The sequence below is a fragment of the Rhodoferax sp. GW821-FHT07G04 genome (assembly GCF_059418585.1).
Map to the genome: position 1 here is coordinate 122792 of NZ_JBWKQD010000007.1, position 22341 is coordinate 145132.

At 64.1% G+C, this 22341-nt stretch carries 20 protein-coding genes; 11 read left to right on the top strand and 9 right to left on the bottom strand.

All coding sequences use genetic code 11. The annotated features are described in order from the left end of the window. Positions 1-114 precede the first annotated feature (114 nt). Both dprA and AC07OO_RS24705 read right to left on the bottom strand, forming a co-directional pair. Positions 115-1278, bottom strand: a complete 1164-nt coding sequence (gene dprA, locus AC07OO_RS24700; RefSeq protein WP_495084821.1) for a DNA-processing protein DprA — start codon at positions 1276-1278, stop codon at positions 115-117. A 67-nt stretch (positions 1279-1345) separates the two neighbouring features. Next, positions 1346-2584, bottom strand: coding sequence for a LysM peptidoglycan-binding domain-containing protein (locus AC07OO_RS24705; protein ID WP_495084822.1), 1239 nt, complete (start codon positions 2582-2584; stop codon positions 1346-1348). 193 nt (positions 2585-2777) lie between these two features. Between AC07OO_RS24705 and def the strand changes: the two genes are divergently transcribed. The 5 genes from def to AC07OO_RS24730 all read left to right on the top strand — a co-directional run bounded on the left by def (position 2778) and on the right by AC07OO_RS24730 (position 7233). After that, positions 2778-3284: a peptide deformylase gene (gene def / locus AC07OO_RS24710; RefSeq protein WP_495084823.1), complete on the top strand. Its 507-nt coding sequence runs from the start codon at positions 2778-2780 to the stop codon at positions 3282-3284. 28 nt (positions 3285-3312) lie between these two features. Continuing rightward, entirely contained in the window at positions 3313-4326 is a 1014-nt protein-coding gene (gene fmt / locus AC07OO_RS24715) for a methionyl-tRNA formyltransferase (protein ID WP_495084824.1), read from the top strand. 16 nt (positions 4327-4342) lie between these two features. Then, positions 4343-5104: an AzlC family ABC transporter permease gene (locus AC07OO_RS24720; RefSeq protein WP_495084825.1), complete on the top strand. Its 762-nt coding sequence runs from the start codon at positions 4343-4345 to the stop codon at positions 5102-5104. A 1-nt stretch (position 5105) separates the two neighbouring features. Further along, complete coding sequence (locus tag AC07OO_RS24725) at positions 5106-5471, top strand: AzlD domain-containing protein (RefSeq protein WP_495084826.1); 366 nt, start codon at positions 5106-5108, stop codon at positions 5469-5471. A gap of 568 nt (positions 5472-6039) precedes the next feature. After that, the gene (locus AC07OO_RS24730) at positions 6040-7233 is read left to right on the top strand and encodes a phosphoglycerate kinase (RefSeq protein WP_495084827.1); all 1194 of its coding nucleotides are present in this window, start codon (positions 6040-6042) and stop codon (positions 7231-7233) included. Between the two features lie 96 nt (positions 7234-7329). On the opposite strand, the gene AC07OO_RS24735 is transcribed toward AC07OO_RS24730, so the two are convergent. Further along, positions 7330-8412 carry a GGDEF domain-containing protein gene (locus AC07OO_RS24735; protein ID WP_495084828.1) on the bottom strand — a complete coding sequence of 361 codons (1083 nt, stop codon included), beginning with the start codon at positions 8410-8412 and terminating at the stop codon, positions 7330-7332. A gap of 36 nt (positions 8413-8448) precedes the next feature. Beyond that, positions 8449-9417 (bottom strand): diguanylate cyclase, encoded by a 969-nt coding sequence (locus AC07OO_RS24740; RefSeq protein ID WP_495084829.1) that lies wholly within the window; start codon positions 9415-9417, stop codon positions 8449-8451. Positions 9418-9661: 244 nt separating this feature from the next. Between AC07OO_RS24740 and pyk the strand changes: the two genes are divergently transcribed. From pyk to AC07OO_RS24755, 3 genes are all read left to right on the top strand, one after another. Continuing rightward, positions 9662-11095, top strand: coding sequence for a pyruvate kinase (gene pyk / locus AC07OO_RS24745; protein WP_495084830.1), 1434 nt, complete (start codon positions 9662-9664; stop codon positions 11093-11095). Between the two features lie 264 nt (positions 11096-11359). Further along, complete coding sequence (gene fba / locus AC07OO_RS24750) at positions 11360-12424, top strand: class II fructose-bisphosphate aldolase (protein ID WP_495084831.1); 1065 nt, start codon at positions 11360-11362, stop codon at positions 12422-12424. Between the two features lie 86 nt (positions 12425-12510). Next, positions 12511-13419: a phosphoribosylaminoimidazolesuccinocarboxamide synthase gene (locus AC07OO_RS24755; protein WP_495084832.1), complete on the top strand. Its 909-nt coding sequence runs from the start codon at positions 12511-12513 to the stop codon at positions 13417-13419. A gap of 133 nt (positions 13420-13552) precedes the next feature. Here AC07OO_RS24755 and AC07OO_RS24760 read toward each other — a convergent pair whose 3' ends face one another. After that, positions 13553-15313 (bottom strand): sensor histidine kinase, encoded by a 1761-nt coding sequence (locus tag AC07OO_RS24760; protein ID WP_495084833.1) that lies wholly within the window; start codon positions 15311-15313, stop codon positions 13553-13555. Between the two features lie 193 nt (positions 15314-15506). Here AC07OO_RS24760 and AC07OO_RS24765 point away from each other — a divergent pair, with 193 nt between their 5' ends. Together AC07OO_RS24765 and AC07OO_RS24770 are read left to right on the top strand one after the other, a co-directional pair. Continuing rightward, entirely contained in the window at positions 15507-16088 is a 582-nt protein-coding gene (locus tag AC07OO_RS24765; RefSeq protein ID WP_495084834.1) for a DJ-1/PfpI family protein, read from the top strand. 213 nt (positions 16089-16301) lie between these two features. Next, a complete protein-coding gene (locus AC07OO_RS24770) occupies positions 16302-16661 on the top strand; it encodes a ribbon-helix-helix domain-containing protein (protein ID WP_495084835.1) in 360 nt (119 codons plus the stop codon). Here AC07OO_RS24770 and AC07OO_RS24775 read toward each other — a convergent pair. Continuing rightward, entirely contained in the window at positions 16658-17257 is a 600-nt protein-coding gene (locus AC07OO_RS24775) for a flavin reductase family protein (RefSeq protein ID WP_495084836.1), read from the bottom strand. The genes AC07OO_RS24770 and AC07OO_RS24775 overlap by 4 nt on opposite strands. Continuing rightward, positions 17254-18291, bottom strand: a complete 1038-nt coding sequence (locus tag AC07OO_RS24780) for an NADP-dependent oxidoreductase (protein WP_495084837.1) — start codon at positions 18289-18291, stop codon at positions 17254-17256. The genes AC07OO_RS24775 and AC07OO_RS24780 overlap by 4 nt, the downstream gene beginning before the upstream one ends. Positions 18292-18382: 91 nt before the next feature. Between AC07OO_RS24780 and AC07OO_RS24785 the strand changes: the two genes are divergently transcribed. Further along, complete coding sequence (locus tag AC07OO_RS24785; protein ID WP_495084838.1) at positions 18383-19282, top strand: LysR family transcriptional regulator; 900 nt, start codon at positions 18383-18385, stop codon at positions 19280-19282. Between the two features lie 66 nt (positions 19283-19348). Here the strand turns inward: AC07OO_RS24785 and AC07OO_RS24790 are convergent, their stop codons facing one another. Beyond that, positions 19349-21169: a beta-propeller fold lactonase family protein gene (locus AC07OO_RS24790; RefSeq protein WP_495084839.1), complete on the bottom strand. Its 1821-nt coding sequence runs from the start codon at positions 21167-21169 to the stop codon at positions 19349-19351. Positions 21170-21364: 195 nt separating this feature from the next. After that, complete coding sequence (locus AC07OO_RS24795; protein WP_495084840.1) at positions 21365-22285, bottom strand: LysR family transcriptional regulator; 921 nt, start codon at positions 22283-22285, stop codon at positions 21365-21367. Positions 22286-22341 lie beyond the last annotated feature (56 nt).

Sequence of the window (22341 nt, forward strand, 5' to 3'; positions counted from 1 at the left end):
GGCCAATATAGCGCAGAAACATGGCGCCGGTCGCCGGTGGCAGACTTTCCCCGCTATTTCTCGTTTTCCCACCCGGGTTGCCGTAAGGGGGGCAGCCCTAGCTCAGACTCCCGCTCAGGCCTGCGCGATCTGCTGGAACAGGCCGCCCGGCAAACGGGCCACTTGGCCTGCGATTTCCAGCTCCATCAGCCGGGCCTGCAGATGGGGGGTGTCCAAGCCAGTGCGGGCCTGCAAGGCATCCAGCCCCATGGGGTCGTAGCCCAGCGCTTCCAGTACCGGGTCGCATTTGTCCAATACTCCGCCAGCCCCGGTATTTTCTGCTTCATCAGCTATCAAATTAAAAGCATTTGGCCGCAACGCACTAGCGGGCACTTCTTCCAAGACATCCTGCGCGCTCTCCACCAGCTTGGCGCCCTGCTTGATCAGCGCATGGCAGCCCCGCGCTTGGGTCGAATGGATAGAGCCCGGGATGGCGAACACGTCCTTGCCCTGCTCGCTGGCCAGACGCGCAGTGATCAGGGAGCCGGACTGCAAGGCCGCCTCCACGACCAGGGTGCCACGGGCCAGGCCGGCGATGATGCGGTTGCGCCGCGGAAAGTTGGCGGCCAGCGGTGGCGTGCCCAGGGGGTATTCGCTGAGTAGCACGCCGTGTTGGGCGATGCGGTGCGCCAGATCGCGGTGTTGCCGGGGGTAGACACGATCCAGGCCCGTGCCGACCACGGCAATGGTGGCCACCTGCGTGGGCGCGGCGCCGGCCAGCGCGCCCTCGTGGGCGGCGCCATCCACACCCAGCGCCAGACCCGACACGATGGTCAACCCGGCCTGGGCCAGGGCTTGTGAAAACTGGCGCGCATTGCTCGCACCCTGGGGTGTGGGATTGCGGCTGCCCACCACCGCCATGGCCTGCGCCATGCCATCGGCCAAGCCGCCCGGCTCCCAGGCCTGGGGCGCGCCCATGGCATAGAGCAGCAGGGGCGGGTCTTCCATGTTCAAGAGTGACTGCGGGTAGGCCGGGTCGCCCAGCGCCAGCACGCGGTGGGCCTCGGGGCGGGCTTGCAGCCACTGCCATGTGGTATCCAGCAGGGCCTGCCACTCGGGGGGCGTTTGCAGCAAGGCTTCGCTCTGCCTGGCGCTGACAACCTGTTCCAACGCGCGGCTGCTGGCGTCGAATATGCCCTGTGGCAGCCCAAAGGCCGTCAGCAATTGGCGTGCGCTGGTATTGCCCACGCCAGGCGTCAATTGCAGGCGCAACCACGCGGCGAGTTCGGCGTGCTCCATGGCGTGTGGCGGCTAGCTAGTGGGCTGGCAGATCAAGACATCCGCCCCGAAGGGCGAATGGAGGGGCTTACTGGGCGTCAGGGCGTGGATTGACCAGGCGGTCTCCGACGCGCACGCCGTCGGTGATTTCCAGGATCAGTGCGTAGGACACCCGCTCGAAGGTGCGGAACACCATCAGCAAGCCATTGCGCTCATCGGGCAACTTGAGCTGCGTGGGCTTGTCACCGGAGCGGTCCAGGATGCGGGCGCCATCCTTCAAGATGGCCAAAACAACGCCGGGCTCCATGCCGTCTTGCGTGCCCTTGTTGATGGCCACGACCTGATTTTGGCCGGCATTGACCACGGCTTGGCCATAGACCGACACGATGCGTCCTTCGATCTTGCCTTCGGGCGCGCGGGGCGTATAGGTCTGCAGTTGGCGGGGCGGTTCGGGCAGCAGGCGGTCGCCGACGCGCATCTCCTCCTTGGCGCCGATGATGTCGATGGTGGCCGGAACCGGGACGGAGCCGCGGGAGCCTTCAGCCTCGGCCGTGCTTTCACCACGGGCCAGTGCGGCCCGGCCGACATATTGCGCCTCATAGCCCAGGACCTCTCCGGTGCCGGGGTCCTTCAGCGGCGTGGCATTGCGGAACACGCGGAAGATCTGTTCCTTGGGCTGGTCATCCAGCAGCGGCGTGCCCTCGGTGCCGCGCGCATAGACACGGTCGCCGCGGGTGATCAGCACGCGGCTCTCCAGCGCCGACACGATACGCGGTGCCGCGCGCAAGGTGCTTTCATCCACCACTACCGGCTCCGCGAGGAAGGCTTCGATGATGTTGGAGCGCAGCGTGGGTAGCGCCAAATCCGACAGCATCTCGTAACGGGTGCGGGGCGCCACTTTGACGGTGGGCGGCTCGGTCGACTCGCCGCTGTTGCTGCCTTCCAGACGCAGAGTTGCCAAGCCGTTCTTGCGTTCCAGAATCAAGACTTGACCGGGGTAGATGCGGTGCGGGTTCTTGATCTCGTCGATGTTCATGCCCCACAACTCGGGCCAGCGCCAGGGGCTCTTCAGGTACAAGCGGGAGATGGCCCACAGCGTGTCACCTGATTTGATGGTGTAGCGGTCGGGCGCGTTCGCAGCCAGCTCGCTCAGCGGCACGCCTTTCTGGGCCACCGCCTTGGCGGTTTCCTTTTGCGCGGCCGTGATGGGGTAGTTTTGCGCCCATCCCGGTGTGCCCACCAAGGCACTGGCCAATGCGGTCAGCGTAGCCAGCTTGGCTAGCTTGGCGATGGCCAGGGGGGATTCGCCTTTGGGGTGTGTCGTCATATCGTGCTGCATTTCCAGGGAAGAACTTGATAAGTTACGCGCGATTTTGCGCTCAAGCCCTTGATTCGGCAACGTTTTTAGCCAGTTGCCGGTGCGCGAAGGCCTAAAAGTGGCGAAAATAGCCACATTCCTGAATACTTGTGGGACAGACCGCGGTGCGCGAGGCGCACAAGCTCTGTCCCCAACTGATCCCATGCTGCTCCCTATCCTCTGCTACCCCGACCCCAAACTCCACAAAGTCGCCAAGCCGGTGGCTGTTGTCGATGAACGCATCAAGACCCTGGTCGCCAATATGCTGGAGACCATGTACGACGCCAAGGGCATAGGCCTGGCGGCCACCCAGGTGGATGTGCATGAGCGCGTCATCGTCATCGACGTGTCCGAAGAGCGCGATGAGCCCCTGGTGCTGATCAACCCCGAGCTGGTGTGGACCAGCCCCGAAACCCACCTGAATGAAGAGGGTTGCCTGTCAGTCCCCGGCATCTACGACGGCGTGCAACGTTTTGACGCCGTGCATGTGCGCGCACAAGACCTGAGCGGCAAGCCCCGTGTCATTGAGGCCAACGAACTGCTGGCCGTGTGCATCCAGCACGAGATGGACCACTTGCTGGGCAAGGTGTTTGTCGAATACCTGTCACCGCTGAAGCGCAACCGCATCAAGACCAAGATGATCAAGGCCCAGCGCGAGGAAGCCCGGTGAGGCCTGGCGGCCCAACCGGAGTCACCGCATGAGGATCATTTTTGCTGGCACACCCGAGTTCGCCCGCGTGGCGCTGGAGCGCCTGCATGCCAGTGGCCACACCATCGCCCTGGTGCTGAGCCAGCCCGACCGGCCCGCCGGGCGCGGCATGAAGCTGCAGGCCTCGGCTGTCAAGCAGTACGCCGTCGAGCACGGCATTCCGGTCGCCCAGCCGCGCAGCCTGCGCCTGGATGGCAAATACCCCGATGACGCAGCCGCGGCGCGCCAGGCGATTGCCGATGCGCGGGCGGATGTGATGGTGGTCGCTGCCTACGGATTGATTCTTCCCCAGTGGGTGTTAGATGACATGTCTGCCGACAGCAAGCTCGGCTGCTTCAATATCCACGGCTCCCTGCTCCCCCGCTGGCGCGGCGCGGCGCCTATCCACCGCGCCATCGAAGCAGGTGACACCGAGACCGGCATCACCATCATGCAGATGGACGCCGGGCTGGACACCGGCGACATGCTGTTGGTGCGCAGCATGGCCATAGAGCCCACCGACACCACGGCCAGCCTGCATGACCGCATGGCGGCGCTGGGTGGCGAGCTGGTCGTCATGGCGTTGGACATGGCGGCCGCCGGGCGGCTGGAGCCCGTGCCTCAGCCTTCCGCGGGCATCACCTACGCCCACAAGATCGAAAAAAATGAGGCCGCCATCGACTGGCACCAGGACGCCACCGCCATAGCCCGGCGCGTGCGCGCCTTCAACCCCTTCCCCGGTGCCACGGCGATGCTCAATGGCGAGGTGATCAAGGTCTGGGGTGCGCAAACCGCGGATGGCCCTACAACCCGGGAGCCTGGAACGATTGTGGCGGTAGCCCTCGCCGGTATTGAGGTGGCTGCTATTCAATCCATAGTAACGCTGACTGAACTGCAACGCCCGGGTGGTAAACGCCTGGCAGTGGCCGACTTCCTGCGCGGCTTTGATCTGCAGCCCGGTCTGCGGTTTGACCCGCCACCCCGCGCGCCAACAGACGGCGACAACCCGGCCAGTACCCGCTAAACCCTCCACAAAACCCATGCTGCTGCACCGCACCACCTTCCGCCACCCCGAGTTTCGCCAGGGCGTGGCGGACATGTTGGGCGTGGCCACCGGCATTGCCGCTTGGGGCCTGATGACTGGTGTGGCCATGGTCAAGTCCGGCATGAGTACGGCCGAGGCCTTGCTGATGGCCGCCATCGTCTTTGCCGGCAGTTCGCAACTGGCCGCCATTCCCTTGATCTTGGCGGGCGCGCCGATCTGGGTGATCTTGGCCACGGCCCTGTGCGTGAACCTGCGCTTTGTGGTGTTCAGCGTGCACATGCGGCGCTATGTGATGCACCTGCCCTTGCGCGACCGCTTGCTGGCCGGCTACCTGACTGGCGATCTGACCTACGTGCTGTTCGTCAAACGCTTCCACCATCCTGGCGCCACGGTGGACGAGCGAGTGGCCCAAATGGCCTACCTCGTGGGCAATGGCGGCTTGAACTGGATCAGCTGGACCTCGTTCAGCATCCTGGGCGTGGTGTTGGCCAATGCCATTCCGGCCCAGTGGGGGCTCGGTTTTGCTGGCATTCTGGCGCTGCTGGGCATGCTGTGTTCATTGGCGTCCACCAAGTTGCGGTGGATTTCGGCGGCCGTGGCCGGTTCGGCCGCCGTGGCTGCGTTTGCACTGCCGCTCAAGCTCAATATTTTGGTGGCGATTGCGGCCTCGGTCGTGGTTTGCCTGCTGCTGGAAAAGACGGCGCTGCACCATCCGCCGGCCACCGCATCATCGTCTTCTTCCGAGGGAGGGCACTGACATGGGTGGCGAATTCTTCAGCGGCCAGACCGATCCGTGGACCTTGTTGACCATTGTGCTGATGGCCGGTGTCAGCGTGTTGTCGCGGTCCTTCTTTTTTATCTCCAGCAAGCCCTGGACGCTGCCGCATTGGGCGCAGCGGGGTTTGCAGTATGCGCCGATTGCGGCATTGGCGGCGGTCATCGTGCCGGAGATTGTGATGACGCAGGGCATCTTGATCCACACGGTGTGGGATGCGCGCTTGTATGCGGCGGCTGCCGGGGTGGCGTTTTTCTTTTGGCGCAAAGGGGCGGGGCAGGTGGTGTTGGGGACTATTGTTGTGGGGATGGCGGTTTATCTTCCATTGCACATTGGGTTGGGGTGGTAGGTTGGAACGGCGAGCTGCCATAACAGTCAACAGCCAAATATCCGGACTCCCCACTCTCCCCCCGCCCTCTCGCCCCCGTCGGGCGAGAGGGAGCCTTTAACAGCCGATTTTGGAATTACGCTCCGGCTAGGGCATTACCGCAGTGAGGTTGCGCTGCGGGTTGGCGAACTACGGTTTTGAACCAACTGTCCTAGAGACCTCGTGCTACGGTGGCGTGGAGCCACTGGCACGCGCAGCGGCCAGTGTGGGAGTACCCGCGCGGCAGCCGTTGACTCCAACAGCAGCGCCATGGCCGTGGCACCTCCAGCCCGTAACGCGCCGCACCGCCAGTAGCGCCGTGGCCGGCGCGACGTAACCCAATCGGCTGTTAAAAGGCTCCCCTCGCCCGACGGGGGCGAGGGGTTGGGGGAGTGGGGAGTTCGGTTATTCGGCCGTTGTGGCTGTTCAATGCCAGTTGTTGGCAGTATGTAACCGCCAGCCAAAACCCGCTCTTCTACAATCCCTCCATAGCCCGCCCCACGGCGCCCGCTCAGCATTTCCAATTCCCTGATTGAAGGTCCATCCCACCATGAACGTCATCCGTTTTTCCGATCTGTGTGCCCAAGGCAAGGTTGCTGGCAAGCGCGTCTTCATCCGCGCTGACCTGAACGTGCCGCAGGACGATGCCGGCAACATCACCGAAGACACCCGCGTGCGCGCTAGCGTGCCCTGCATCCAGATGGCGCTGGACGCTGGTGCTGCCGTCATGGTGACTTCGCACCTGGGCCGCCCCACCGAAGGTGAATTCAAGCCTGAAGACTCGCTGGCTCCCGTTGCCAAACGCATGGGCGAACTGATGAAGCGTGACATCCCCGTGCTGGCCAACTGGACCGACGGCGTGGACGTCAAACCCGGCCAACTGGTGATGCTGGAAAACTGCCGCGTCAACAAGGGCGAGAAAAAGAACAACGAAGAGCTGGCCAAGAAAATGGCCGCGCTGTGCGACATCTTCGTGCACGACGCCTTTGGCACCGCCCACCGCGCCGAAGCTTCCACCTACGGCATCGCCCAGTTCGCGCCCATTGCCTGCGCCGGCCCGTTGTTGGCGGCTGAAATGGACGCGATCAGCAAGGCCCTGCTGGCCCCCAAGCGCCCTCTGGTCGCCATCGTTGCCGGCTCCAAAGTCTCCACCAAGCTGACCATCCTGAAGAGCCTGGCTGCCAATGTGGACCAGCTGATCGTGGGCGGCGGCATTGCCAATACCTTCATGCTGGCCGCCGGCCTGAAGATCGGCAAGAGCCTGGCCGAGGCCGACCTGGTGGAGGAAGCCAAGGCCGTCATCGAGGCCATGAAGGCCCGTGGCGCGGCCGTGCCCATCCCCACCGACGTGGTCACCGCCAAGACTTTTGCCGCCGATGCGCCCGCCACCATCAAGGCCGCCACCGACGTAGCGGACGATGACCTGATTTTGGACATCGGCCCGCAAACCGCCCAGGCCCTGGCCGACCAGCTGAAGAAGGCCGGCACTATTGTCTGGAACGGCCCGGTGGGCGTGTTCGAATTTGCCGCGTTTGAGAACGGCACCAAGGTGATCGCCCAGGCGATTGCCGAATCCAGCGCCTTCTCCATCGCCGGCGGTGGCGACACGCTGGCCGCCATTGCCAAATACGGCATTGAAGACAAGGTGGGTTACATCAGCACCGGTGGTGGCGCGTTTTTGGAAGTGCTGGAGGGCAAGACCCTGCCGGCGTTTGAAGTGCTGACGCGTCGGGCGGCTGCCTGATCTGCTACCAAATCGGTAGCTGTATATCTAATATTGGCGAGGGCTAGAGGCTGAAAAGCTTTAAGACTCTCTTCAGAAAACCCAAATTGGGTTTGATTAGAACAACTCGACGTCGCCGACCTTGAGGTCGACCTTCAACAAACCGCGGCGCACCAGGTCGGCTTCGCTGCAGACTTGGTTGCGGCCATGGTGTTTGGCGTAGTAGACGGCCTGGTCGGCCCGCTCGCATGCGGCGGCCGGTGAGTCGCCGGCCACGATCTCGGTGACGCCGACGCTGGCCGTGATGGTGCCGGCCTGCGGGAATTCATAGGCGGCCATATTGGCGCGAAAGCGTTCGACGGCGGCCACGGCGGCATCGTGGTCGGCACTGCGCAACACCACCAAAAACTCCTCGCCGCCGAAGCGGTAGACCCGGTCATAGGCCCGAAACGAGGTCTTCAGCAGACGGCCCACCAGGATCAGGACTTCGTCGCCGATCAGGTGGCCATAGGTGTCATTGACCTGCTTGAAGTGGTCAATATCCACCATGGCCAGCCAATAGTTGGAAGGCACATTGGGGTTGCGGTGCTCCACGCCATCGGGGGGCTCGTCCGCCTCTTGCTGCTCGGTGGGCTTGAGGGTTTTGTAGAACAGGTCGTCAAAGGGCTTGCGGTTCCACAGCCCGGTCAGCGCATCGCGTTCGCTGTAGTCCAGCATGTCCAGGATATTGCCGTACATGGTCAGCAGGCGGATCGCGTCCTGGCGGTCCGCCGCGTTCAGCGCCTGGCTGGACGTGATCTCGGCCACGCCCCACAGCGTCGCGCCTTCGGCCACGGTCATCGGGAAGCGGCTGATGTACCCGGCGCCGGGTGCCGAAGGGGCGGTTTCCACCACCTCCATGCGGTCCAGGCACTTGTGGCGCTGAGGGTCGCTGTCCAGGGGCTGCATCATGTCGGGGTCGCCCCGCATGGGGTCAGTGACAAACCGCACCTTGGCGGCGGGCAAGGCCTGGGTCAGCGGCAGCCAGAATTGGCGGTTTTCGTCATGCACCAGACCGAATATCTCAACCTTTTGCGCAGCGATGGTTTCCAACAGCGCGCGGGTGATGCCGCTGAGCAAATCGTCACGCTTGCGCAGACCACTGAGTTGCACCAAGTGGTCAATCAGGCTGGCGGAGCGGGTTAAGTCGCTATGTTTCATGTCTGGATGAATACGCACAGTGTCGCAGGTTTCGCCTTATTCCGGCGCACTTGTGCTATCCAGCCGGGCGCCGCAGACCCGGCCGCGCCCTGTTTGCTTGGCCTGGTAAAGCTGGGCGTCGGCCAAACCCACCAGGGAAACGGCGTCGCCCGCGGCCTGTGCCGCACGCGTGGCCAGGCCCAGGCTGGCAGTGACCACGCCGCCATAGGGGGAAAACTCATGTGCAATCTTCTGGGCGCGCACCTTGCGCTCCATGTCGGCGGCCATCGCCATCGCCACCTCGAAGCCGGTGTCGGGCAGTATGCAGGCGAATTCCTCGCCGCCGTAGCGGGCGACCAGGTCGGCCGGGCGGCGCAGGCCGGACTTCAGCGCCTGCGCGATCTGGCGCAGGCAGTCGTCGCCGGCCTGGTGGCCATAGCGGTCGTTGAAGAGCTTGAAGTGGTCCACATCGACCATGATGACCGACAGCGGCGTGCCATTGCGGGTGGCGCGGCCCCACTCCACGCCCAGTTGCTGGTCGAAATAGCGCCTGTTGTAGACACCCGACAGCCCGTCCAGAAACACCAGGTTGCGCAGCAGATCGGACTGGAATTTGAGCGTCAGATGGGTCTTGACCCGGGCTCGCACCACGGCCGGATTGACAGGTTTGGAGATGAAATCCACGGCCCCGACGGTCAGGCCATGGGTTTCCTGGGCGGCATCGCTGTGGGCGGTGACAAAGATGACCGGGATATTGCGCGTGGCGTCGTGGGCCTTGAGCTGGGCGCAGACTTCAAAGCCGTCCATGCCGGGCATGACCACATCCAGCAGCACCAGATCGGGTGGATTGGCTTGGCAGATGGCCAGGGCCTGGGCGCCGCTGGTGGCCATGAAGACCTGGTAATCGGCACCGAAGACCTGGTGCATGACCTGGATGTTGATCGGCTGGTCGTCCACGACCAACAGCTTGGGCTTGCCATGGGAGCTGTCCAAGAGCGCATCCATCGGTGTGTCAAGAACGGTCATGGGTCGGAGGATGCGTCGCAGGGGCGGGTAGTGGACAGCCATTGAACCACAGCTTGTGCCAACCGAATATCCGTGAATGCCCTCTGAAACCCGGCCAGTTGCGGGCCAAGCCAGGTGTTTGGTCGCGCTGTGGTGCCGCGTTGGGCCCCGTGCCAACCCCGGTGAAACTTGACGGTGCCGTGTAACGCTCTGCCTAGGGTTCCGTGTGAAAATGGCTTCCACACTATAAGAGGAGACCCATCGCATGCCACGCCGCGCCACCAAGATTGTTGCCACCTTAGGCCCCGCCTCCAGCGATCCCGCACTGCTGGAGCAGATGATCCGCGCCGGCGTCAACGTGGTGCGGCTGAATTTCAGCCACGGCAAGGCGCAGGACCACATCGACCGCGCCCGCCTGGTGCGCGAAGCCGCCCAGCGCGCCGGTCGCGAAGTCGCCATCATGGCCGACCTGCAAGGGCCCAAGATCCGCGTCGGCAAGTTCGCCGAAGGCAAGGTCTTCCTGGAGCCCGGCCAGAAATTCATTCTGGATGCCGCCCGCACCGAGCTGGGCGATATCGAGGCCGTGGGCCTGGACTACAAGTCGCTGCCGCGCGAAGTCAAGGCTGGTGACATCCTGTTGCTCAACGATGGCCTGATCGTCATCACCGTGGACGCCGTCAAGGGCGAGGCCATTTACACCACCGTCAAGCTGGGTGGCGAACTGTCCAACAACAAGGGCATCAACAAGCAGGGCGGCGGCCTCTCGGCGCCGGCGCTGACGGGCAAGGACATGGAAGACATCCGCACCGCGATGAGCTTCCAGGCCGACTATGTGGCGGTCAGTTTCCCCAAGAATGCTACCGACATGGAGATGGCGCGCCAGCTGTGCAATGTGGCGGCGGCCGAATACAACCACAAGCCTGGCTTGATCGCCAAGATCGAACGGGCTGAAGCCATCCCTAAGCTGCTGGAAATCTTGCTGGCCAGCGACGGCATCATGGTCGCCCGCGGCGACCTGGCGGTGGAAGTGGGCAACGCCATCGTTCCCGGTCTGCAAAAGCGCATGATCAACCTGGCCCGCGAGCACGACCGCGTGGTCATCACCGCGACCCAGATGATGGAATCCATGATCACCAACCCGGTGCCCACCCGCGCCGAGGTCAGCGACGTGGCCAATGCCGTGCTGGACGGCACCGACGCCGTGATGCTGTCGGCCGAGACCGCCGCCGGCAAGTACCCGCTGGAAACCATCCAGGAAATGGCCAAGATCTGCCAGGCTGCCGAAGGCCATGAGCACTTTGAACTGGAGGCCGACTTCACGGGCAAGACCTTCCAGCGCATCGACCAGACCATCGCCATGGGCGCGCTGTTCACCGCCCACCACCTGGGCGCCAAGGCCATCGTGGCCATGACCGACAGCGGCTCCACCGCGCTGTGGATGAGCCGCCACCTGATCCGCGTGCCGATCTACGCCCTGACCCCCAAGGTGGCCACGCAGCGCAAGATGGCGCTGTACCGCAATGTGCGCCCCCTGTTGATGGACACCAGCGCCGACCGCGACACCGCGCTCTTGCAGGCTGAAGGGCATCTGAAGAGCCGCAGCATTGTGCAAAAGGGCGACGTGTATGCCATCACCTGCGGGGAGCCCATGGGGTCGCCTGGCGGCACCAATATGCTGAAGATCTGCCAGGTTGGGTGAGGCCTTTTAAACCTGCTTAGTTTTGCTGTACCCGCCCTACGCATGGGGTGGGTACCGCCGTTCGTGTCCCCCGGACCTGCAAGCAGGTCCTCCTCCTTTACCTCACTCTGGTACCCACCCCATGCGCAGGGCTGCGGCGAGAGTGAAACAGTCATCCGCTCCCCCTTCCAGCGCGCGCAACAAAACCCAAAAGTCCTAGCCAGTTAAAATCCGCCGATCGGTACAAGTTACCAAGCGGTTACCAACTTCCCTGGGGATTTCACTATGGCACTCGTCTCAATGCGCGAACTGCTGGACCACGCAGCCGCCAACGGCTACGGCATTCCAGCCTTCAACGTCAACAACCTGGAACAGGTCCAGGCCGTCATGTCGGCCGCCGACGAGGTGGGTGCACCGGTCATCCTGCAGGCCAGCGCCGGCGCCCGCAAATACGCGGGTGAGCCCTTCATCAAGCACCTGATCCAGGCCGCCTGCGAAGCCTATCCCCACATCCCCCTGGTCATGCACCAGGACCACGGCACCAGCCCCAAGGTTTGCGAAGGCGCCATCGGCCTGGGCTTTGGCTCGGTGATGATGGACGGTTCGCTGATGGAAGACGGCAAGACGCCCGCCAGCTTTGACTACAACGTCGACGTGACCCGCAAGGTCGTCGACATGGCGCACAAGAGCGGCGTCACCGTCGAAGGCGAGCTCGGCTGCCTGGGCAACCTGGAAACCGGTGAGGCCGGCGAGGAAGACGGCATCGGCGCCGAAGGCAAGCTGGACCACAGCCAAATGCTGACCGACCCCGAGGAAGCCGCCACCTTCGTCAAGGCCACCCAACTGGACGCACTGGCCATTGCCATCGGCACCAGCCACGGCGCCTACAAGTTCAGCCGCAAGCCCACGGGCGACATCCTGGCCATCAGCCGCGTCAAGGAAATCCACGCCCGCATCCCCAACACCCACCTGGTGATGCATGGCTCCTCCGCCGTGCCGGCCGATCTGCTGGCCATCATCAACCAGTACGGCGGCAAGATGAAGGAAACCTACGGCGTGCCGGTGGAAGAAGTCCAGGAAGCCATCAAGCACGGCGTGCGCAAGATCAACATCGACACCGACATCCGCCTGGCCATGACCGGCGCGGTGCGCAAGTTCCTGTTTGAAAACCCCGACAAGTTCGACGCCCGCGAGTGGCTCAAGCCCGCCCGCGAAGCGGCCAAGGCCATCTGCAAGCAGCGCTACATCGAGTTCGGCTGCGAAGGCCAGGGCGCCAAGGTCAAGGGCGACAGCCTGTCCGTCATGGCCACCCGCTACGCCAAGGGCGAGCTGGCCCAAGTGGTGCAATAAGCGATAATTGACTGGAATAGTTTGTAAGGCCCGTTGACTGTTCAACGGGCCTTTTCCATTTGTCGTTGTCCCTTTCGCGTTGCACCATGAGCTCCACCGTCCACACCTCCGCCCTGCACTCCCTGCCCCTGCTTGCCCGTGGCAAGGTGCGTGACAACTATGCCGTTGGCGACGACCGCATCCTGATGGTGGCCAGTGACCGCTTGAGCGCCTTTGACGTCATCATGGGCGAACCCATTCCGGGCAAGGGCAAGTTGCTGACGCAGATGGCGCTGTTCTGGTTCGACAAGCTAGGCCCCAAGGGCTTGAACCTCTGCCCCATCCACCTGACCGGCGACGCGCCCGAGAGCGCGGTGCAGCCTGACGAGGTGGCCCAGGTCGAAGGCCGTTCCATGCTGGTCAAGCGCCTGAAGCCCATCCAGATTGAAGCCGTGGTGCGCGGCTACCTGGCCGGCAGCGGCTGGAAGGAATACCAGGAGGGCGGCGCCGTCTGCGGCGTGAAGCTGCCCGCCGGTTTGCAAAACGCGTCCAAGCTGCCCGAGCCCATCTACACCCCTGCCGCCAAGGCCGCGGTGGGTGACCATGACGAGAACATCACCTTCGAGAAGACGGTGGAGATCATCGGCCTGGACCTGGCTACCCGCATCCGCGACATCAGCATCGCCATCTACAAGGCCGCAGCCGAGTTCGCACTGACCAAGGGCATCATCATTGCCGACACCAAGTTCGAGTTTGGCCTGGACACCGACGGAACATTGACGCTGATGGACGAGGTGCTGACACCGGATTCATCGCGCTACTGGCCGGTGGAGAGCTACAACGTCGGCACCAACCCGCCCAGCTACGACAAGCAGTTTGTGCGCGACTGGCTGGAGCAGGCGGTGGTGGATGGCAAGCCCTGGAGCAAGACGCCGCCCGCGCCGCGTGTGCCCAATGACGTGATCGCCAAGACCGCAGCCAAATACCAGGAAGCACTGGAGCGCCTGACGGCCTGATCACCATAAAACCCCATATTGGGTTTCATGGCAGGTATCTCGAGAGATTTTTTATAAAATGGGCCGCTAGCCCTCGTCAAATCTAATATTGTAGCTACTGATTTGGTAGCAATGATATTCCCGACCCACCAAGTCAACCCCCGTCCAGCATATCCGGGTACAGCGGCCGGTCCTGCTCCTCAGGCTTCAGCAGCACCCGCAGCGGGAAGCTGAACACACTGCCCTGCCCCAGCGTGCTGCTGACGGCAATGGAGCTGCCCATCAGCCGCACCAGGCGGTCGGCCACGGCCAGCCCCACGCCAGCGCCGCCCGGGCGCTGCACACCCGGAGTCTCGGCCTGGAAGAAGCCCGAGAACACACGGTGCCGATCGCGTGGGGCGATGCCCATGCCGGTGTCGCGCACGGCGAACTCCAGCAGCACCGAATCCATGGCCCGTTCTTTCAATTGCACCTCCAACTCCACCGTGCCTGTGGCGGTGAATTTGACCGCGTTGTCCCCCAGATTGCCCAGCACCTGCAGCAGGCGCGCGTCGTCGCCATACAGCTCGGCGGGTATCTGTGGGTCGCAACGGATGCGCACCTCCACCGGCTTTTCACCGATCTGGGTCAGCAGGCGCTGTTGCAGTTCGGCCAGCAGCAGGTCGACGTGGAACGGCCGCGGCACCAACACCAGCTTGCCCGAGGCGCTCTCGGCGTAGTCCAGCACATCGTTGACGGTGGCCAGCAGGCTGCGCGACTGGGCGTCCACGCGGGTCACATACTCCTGCTGTCGCTCGTTCAGTTCGGTGCGCCGCAGCAGTTGCAGCAGGCCCAACTGGGTGTCGATGGGGGTGCGCATTTCGCGGCTCATATTGGCCAGCAACTGGCCCTTGGCGCGGCTGGCCGAATCGGCCCGCTCGCGCGTGCGCTGCAGCTCCATCTCGCCGCGCTTGCGCTCGGTGATGTCTTCAAAGGTGCCCACGGCGTAGACCAGTTCATCCTCGGCATTGCGCACCGCGCGCCCGGTGACGCGGAAATGCCGGGGCTCGCCGCGCACCTTGATCTCCAGGTCTTCGACATTGCTTTCTTCGCCGTGCATGGCGCGGAACAGCGGGTGCAGGCCCGCCGGGAAGCGCTTGCCGGTGCCGGCCACCGTGCCGCCGATCAGGTCGAACACATTGATGGGCGCGTGGCCCGTCAGCTTCTTGCCCTGTTCTACGATGTCAAAGCCCAGCACCTCTTCCAGGCGTTGGTTGCCATAGTGCACCCGGCCATCCACGTCCAGCACCAGCACACCCAGCGGCAGGCCATCGACCCATTGCAGCATCGCGTGCTCCACCGCCAGCGACACCGAGCGGTTGTACAGCGACACGGCCTGGAACACCACGAGCACAAAGCCGCCCGTGCCGATGAGCAATGTGGCCCAGGCCCTGGGCTCGCGCATATAGGCGTTCAGGTCGACGGACAGCGTCAGCCAGCCGGTGCTGAAGCCCACGGCCGCACCGACCATGGCAACCGCGGCCAGCAGCATCAGCGCCCGTGCACCCCGCGCAGGAAACAGCACATTGGCCACGACGAGGCCACCCATCAGCCACCACATCGAGGGGGCTGCCAGCCCCAGGTTGAGCACACCCGCCACCCCTACGATAAAGAGCGTGCCCACGACGGCACCCGCCTTCAACCAGGTGGGCAGTTGCCGGCGTGCCAGCACCAGCGCGATGTACAAGGCCCCCATCGACAGGTGCAGGTTGTAGATCGGCAGCCAACCCGTCACCACCGAGCGCGACAGCGACAAGGGCACCACCAGCACGCCGATCCAGAAGACGCCGCGCACCAGGCGGTTGGCCAGCGCATCGCGGATGCCGGCCAACTGGCGCTTCAGTGCGGTCGACAACTGGGAGGTGTCTTCTTGCATGCATCAGGGCGCAGTGCGCGGTGGGGGTGAAAGGGTTGGATTGTAAGGAAATGTAAGGCGCGTATCGCCAGGTCCTGCACACCCCTCCTAGGGACTCCGTGTTTGCCCCATGTCACAGCCCAATACCACCACGGCCGCAGGCTCCCGCCCAACAATCGCAGCCTCATCCACAACAACCTTTGAGGAGAACCCCATGGCTGGCAAGAAAATTCTGATGATTTGCGGTGACTACTGCGAAGACTACGAAACCATGGTGCCCTTCCAGGCGCTGCTGGCCGTGGGCCACACGGTGCATGCGGTGTGCCCGGACAAGAAGGCGGGCGATGCGATCAAGACCGCCATCCACGATTTCGAAGGTGCGCAGACCTATAGCGAAAAGCCCGGCCACAACTTCGCGCTGAACGCGACGTTTGCCGAGGTGCAGGTGGCGTCGTATGACGCGCTGGTGCTGCCCGGCGGCCGTGGCCCCGAGTACCTGCGCACCTACCCGGCCGTGGTAGCCGCGGTCAAACATTTCTTTGACACCAACAAGCCGGTGGCCGCTATTTGCCATGCGGCACAGTTGCTGGCCGGAGCCAATGTGCTGGAGGGTCGCACCTGCTCGGCCTACCCGGCTTGCCGTATCGAGGTGGAGCGTGCGGGCGGCACGTATGCCGACATTGCGATTGATGCGGCGTACACCGATGGCAACTTGGTCACGGCACCGGCCTGGCCTGCACATCCGGCTTGGATTGCGCAGTTTTTATCCAAGCTAGGGACCAAAATCTCTCACTGAGCGTGGCCGTTTTTCGCCCGCAGAAGAGCTGGGGTGAGCGCCGCCGTTCGTGTCCTCCGGCCTTCGGCCTCCCCCTTTACCTCACTCTGGCGCCCACCCCATCTCTACTGCTCGGGACCTTGCTTGCGTATCGACGGAGTGGGTGCGTTGACGTTGCCTCAGTCGCGCTGCATGATGGCGGGCGCAACTGCTGCGTAGCAAGGGAGTTCCACTATGTGCCAAGTCTTCATCAGCGCCGATCCGCATCTGTACGAATACCGCGTGCGCTCGGTGCGCCTGCACGGTGTGGCCACCAGCATCCGTTTGGAAAACCTGTTCTGGAATGTGCTGGCTGATATTGCGGCACGCGATGGCATGCGCGTGCCGCAGTTGTGTACTAAGCTGCATGACGAGCTGGTGCAAGAGCGTGGCGAGGTGGAGAACTTTGCGTCTTTCCTGCGGGTCTGTTGCGGCCGCTATCTGGCGTTGCAGCTCTCGGGCGGCATACCGCAGGACGCCAGCATCCCCATCAGCAGCCTGAACGCGCAGCGTGTGCTGGCCACCGAGCGGAGCGGCGTTGCGGAGTTCGCCTAAACCTTCAGCGACTCGCCAATCACAAAGAACTGCCCGCCAGCCACATAGTGCAGCGTGCGCAGTGCGTCGGGCGCCTGGTCGAACTGCCAATGCCCGCCGACAAACACGCGGCTGTCGGCCCAGGCGGCTGTGACCTCGCCGATGTACAAGTCGTAAGCTTGGTGGTTGTGGGGCTCGGGCACCACCTTGCACAGCAACCAGCCCACGCAGCCCTGCACCAGCGGTAGCTCACTGCCCGGCGCGTTGAAGTGTCGGATGCCGTGGCGCTGCAGCTTGTCGGGCACGGTCTTGGCGCTGTCGGTGCCAATGCCCACGGTGGCAGCGGCTAAAGCATGGGCCGGCACATTCAGGGCGAACAGGCCGCTGGCGTCCACCAGTTCGCGCGTGCGCGTGGCCTTGTCGATGACGACCGCCACCTTGGGCGGCATGAAGTCCAGCGGCATGGACCATGCGGCTGCCATCACATTGACGTCCCCTCCGTGCGCGCTGGACACCAGCACGGTGGGGCCGTGGTTGAGCAGGCGGTAGGCCTTTTCCAATGGCACCGGGGCGGCATGCTCCGGCCAGTCGGCAGGTTGTGGTTGTGGGCTGGTCATGGGTGCACGCGCACCAGCAGCTTGCCGGTATTGCGCCCTTCAAACAGGCTGTTCAGCGCGCTGGGCAATTGTTCAAAACCATCGACGATGGTCTCGTCAAACACGATGGAGCGGCTTTGCACCCAGGGCTCGACGATGGCGCGCATTTCGTCCATGCGGTGCACGAAATCGCGCGCCAGAATGCCCTGTATCGTGGCCCGCTCATACAGCATGTGCTGCAAGAAGCGGGGCCCCAGGTCGGGTGTGTCCAAACCGCCGTCGTACTGGGCGATGGTGCCGCAGATGACGATGCGGGCGCGGCGCTTGATCAGCGGGATCACGGCATCCGTCACGGTGCCGCCCACGTTGTCGAAGTACACATCCACACCACCGGTCTGGCGCTGGATTTCGGCTTGCAGTGCGGCGGTGTCTGAAAAAGCGCGGTAGTCCACAGCGCCGTCCAGCCCCAGTGTGTCCAGCAGGTAGCGGCACTTGGCCGGGCCGCCGGCAATGCCCACCACTTTGCAGCCAGCGCGCTTGCCAAACTGCGCGACCAGTGAGCCCACGGCACCGGCCGCGCCCGAGACCACCAGTGTCTCGCCGGGCTTGGGCCGCCCGGCCTCCATCAGGCCAAACCAGGCGGTGCGCCCGGGCATGCCCAGCACGCCCAGAGCGGTGTTGACCGGTGCGCGGGTCGGGTCCAGCTTTTGCAGGTCGTTGGCATGGCACTTGGCATAGAGCTGCCAGCCGGTGTAGCCCAGCACCCAGTCGCCCTCGGTGAACTGGCTGCTGTTGGACGCCACCACCTGGCCCACCACACCCGCGCGCTGCACGATGCCCAGCGGGTGCGGCACGTCATAGGTGTTGCGCGCGTGCTGCTGGATGCGCATGTACGGGTCCACGCTGATGGTGTGGGCGCGGATGACGACCTCGTTGACGGACAGGGCACTGGCGTCCAGCGTGCTGTCCACCAGCGTGTAGTGTTCGGGCCCCACGCGGCCGGTGGGGCGCTGGGTGTAGAACCATTGGCGGTTGGGGTAGGACGTTGTGGTCATGGAGCGGGGGCTGTGGCAATGAAAACCGCAGTGTGCTCCAATTCAATGTCGTGTTGTTCAACTATTTGTCATCCATACGGTCGCTTTGTTCATGATTGACCTGCCCACCCTGAGCCATTTCCTGGCCGTGGCCCAGCACCAGAACCTGGCGCTGGCGGCCGATGCGCTGAGCCTGACACCCAGCGCCGTGTCCAAGTCCCTCAAGCGGCTGGAGGCTGAGCTGCGTACCCAACTGTTTGACCGCGAGGGCCGTGCACTCAAGCTCAACGCCGAGGGGCGGCGCCTGGTGGAGCGCGCCATGCCGCTGGTGGCCAGTGCCGAGCAACTGCGGGCCGACTTTGCCGGCGAGCGCCACAGCATCAAATGCCGCATCGCCGGGCCGGACCTGCTGCAACTGGGCTGGGGCCAACGCTTGGCCGACACGGTCGTGGTGCGCTACCCGCAGGCCAGTTTTGTGCTGGCGCACAGCGGGGACGAGGCCACGCTCGCGGCCGTGTTGTCGGGCGAGTGCGATGTAGGGCTGGTCAGCATGTCCCAGGGCCGCAGCCTGGATGGGCGGCTGGCGGCTGTGCCCTTGGGCAGCACAGAATTCCGCGTGGCCGCCGGCGCGGCACACCCCCTAGGCAGGGCCGCAAAACCGCCCCCCGTGGCCATTGCCAAGCTGCTGCAGCACGATTTTGTTGCGCCACTGACGCCCCCTTTTGCCAGCCTGCACAACCAGAGCGCCACCGACGGCTGGCGTGACGACGTGTTCGCCCGCAAGATCCGCTACCGCACTGACAACCTGCTGCTGGTGCAGCAACTGCTGAGCCAAGGCCGCGCACTGGCCTATCTGCCCGACTACGCGATTGCGGCCTGGCAGCTGCGTACGGTGCCGGTCACCGGCTGCCCCTACCGCTGCGTGCAGGATGTAGCCCTGGTCTACCGGCCGTCGCTGGGGCTGGGTTGGGTGGCGTTTCTGGCAGATGCCTTGAGAAAAATCACCCGCTAGCCCTCGTCAAATATGCATAAGCTGCTATTAAGTATGTAGCAATGCCTTGCTGTACCGGCCGCCGGCTTAACGCTGCTGCGCGCCCAGGCCCTGGCCCATGACCAGCGTGCTGCCACGCACCACGTAGCGGTTGGGGCCGTCGGCCCACCACAGCGCACCGGCCTGTTCGGGCGGCGCGCGGCGCAGTGTCAGGTCGGGTGTCAATGCGTATTGCAGGCCGTTCAGTGCGACGAAGATGGCGCTGCCATCGGTCTGCACCGTGGTCACGCCCGGTATGGCCAGCGCCGAGGGCATTTGGGCGGACAGGGCGTCGGTGTCGATGAAGGCGGGGCGCAGGAACTGCCCCGCGCCCCCACTGTCGATGAGTTGGTACAGTCCATTGGCGCCCACGCTCAGGCTGGGCGTGCGGATCATCGCGGTCGTTAAGACGTTGGTCGTGAAGTCCGGCCGCGCCACGTAGACCGCATCACCCACCAGCACGGTGATGACGCCCTGCTTGCTGATCTGCGCCGTCAGGCCCATGGCGCTGAGGGCCACGCCGAAATCGTTGACATTGAACAGCGCTGGCGCAATGGTGAAGTTGCCGCAGCTGGTGCCCACGTTCAGCACATTGGAGCTGCCCAGTGTGATGCCCACGCCCTGGCTGGTACTGGTGCTGGCCTGCAAGGGGTAGAACGAAATGACGCGCCCCCCGTTGATTGAAATTTTGGCAACACCGCTGGCGTTTTGCCCCAGGTAGGCGGCGTCAGCGCCAAACAACGTGCGGGCCGTGGCCAGCAGGCAATCGGTCATGGTGGGGCCCCGGCCAGCGGACAAGTCCAGCACGGCCAGCTGGGTGACGATGCCGGGCGTGCCCGCCAGGGTAGCCAGCAAGGGAATGGGGTCGCCCGGCGGCGCCGCCACCGCGGCCGCAAAGAAATTGCCCAGTGACACCTTGCCCCCGGCAATGGTGATGGTGGCGCTGACGGTGTTGCCCGTAGTTTCAATGACCTTGACGTTGCCGCTTTGGATGGCCACATACACCGCAGTACCCGCGGGGTTGATCGACAGGCCATAGGGCGCGACGCCGCCCATGGAGACGGTCGCGGTCACGGTATTGCTGCCCAGGTCGATCACGCTGACATCCTGGCTGGTCTGGTTGGCCAGATAGGCGCGGGTGCCGTCCGGGCTGATGGTGATGCCGCGGGGGGCCGTGCCTGCGGCGATGGTGGCGGTGACGGTGTTGCTGCCGGTGTCGATGACCGACACATTGTTGGCACCGCTATTGCCTGTGTACACCTTGGTGCCGGCCGGGTTGATGGCAATGCCGACGGGGCTGCTGCCCACCGGCACCGTGGCCACGACGGTGTTGCTGCCGGTGTCGATGACCGAGACGCTGTTGCCGGGGGAATTGGCCACATACACCCGGCTGCCGTCGGGGCTGACGACGATGCCGATCGGGCCATTACCCACCGCGATCGTGGCCACCACGGTGTTGCTGCTGGTGTCGATGACCTTGATGGTGTCATCGCTGAAATTGCCGACATAGACGCGGGTGCCGGCGGGGTTGACTGCAATGCCCAGGGGCTGGTTGCCCATGGGCACGGTGGCGGTTACCGTGTTGCTGGCAGTGTCGATGACCGACACGGTATTGGCCGTCTGGTTGGCCGTGTAAACCCGCGTGCCTGCCTGATTGACGGCAATGCCCCAAGGGTTGGCGCCCACCGGCACGGTGGCGGTTACCGTGTTGCTGGCCGCATCGATGACGGACACGGTGTTACCGATGCGGTTGGCCACATAGGCAAGCGGCGCGGCCCAGGCGGCGGGTAGGCCTGCGATGCACAGCGTGGTAACAAGCTGGCGCAGTCGGCGCAATGCCCACGTGCGGGTTGTCATCCAGGTTTTCATGGGAAGCGGTCCTCCTTAGAAATAGGCGATGCGTGCGCCGTCGCCGCGGTGTTGCGCGGGTTCCGGAATCTTATCAGCGTGGCGGGACAAAGTTATTCACATATACCCAAAATGGGGTTTATGAGTATGCTCTGACTTGGATTTTATTAAAAATAGGTCATAGCCCTCGTCGAATATGGCGTTATAGCTATTGAATTAGTAGCGATTTACATAGTTCGTCACCACTCCCGACAACCAGTCCATGACCACCCGCACGCGCGTGGGCTGGTTGCGGCGGTTGGCATAGACCAGGGCCAGCGGCATGGGCCGCGCGCGAAAACCGGGTAGCACCTCCACCAAGCGGCCGTCGGCCAGCGCGTCCCCCACGCCGGACAGCGGGGCCTGGATCAGGCCCAGGCCGGACAGGCAGGCCGCCTGGTAGGCCTCGGCGTTGTTGACGGTCAGCGGGCCAGCCATGGGGATGGCGTGGTCGACACCGTCCACCAAGTATTCAAAGCCGCCGCACTTGGCCCCCAGCGTGGCCGCGTAGTGCACCAGCTGGTGCCGGGCCAAGTCGTCCAGCGTCTGCGGTGTGCCGTGGCGCGCCAGGTATAGCGGGCTGGCGCAGTTGACCATGGGCATGGGCGGCAGCGGACGGCTGACCAGGCCGGGGTCGGTCACCGTGCCGGCGCGCACCACGCAGTCAAAACCCTCGCTGACCACATCCACGCGCCGCTCGGTGCTGCTGAGTTCAATCTCCAACTGCGGGTGGTTTTGCAGCAGCTCCGGCAGGCGCGGCAGCACGGCCACACGTGCCATCACGGTGGACATGTCCACCCGCACGCGACCCCGGAGCGCACTGCCGGTTGCGCCTTCCGTGGGACGCTGGAACATGGTCTGCAGCTCGTCGATATCGGCCAGTGCGTCCTTGCTGCGCTCGTAAAAGGCCTGGCCGTCCTGCGTCAGCGCCACGCTGCGCGTCGTGCGGTGCAGGAGCCGCGTGCCCAGCGCGTTCTCCAACTGCTGCACGGCGGTGGACACCGTCGCCTTGGGCAGACCCAGGTCCAGCGCGGCTTGGCTGAAGCTGGCCAGTTCGGCCACCCGGGTGAAGGTGCGCATTTGGTGGAGCAGGCTCATTGTTCAGTTATTTATAACAAACAAATCAAATTATCTGACTTTATCTATTGAAAGGC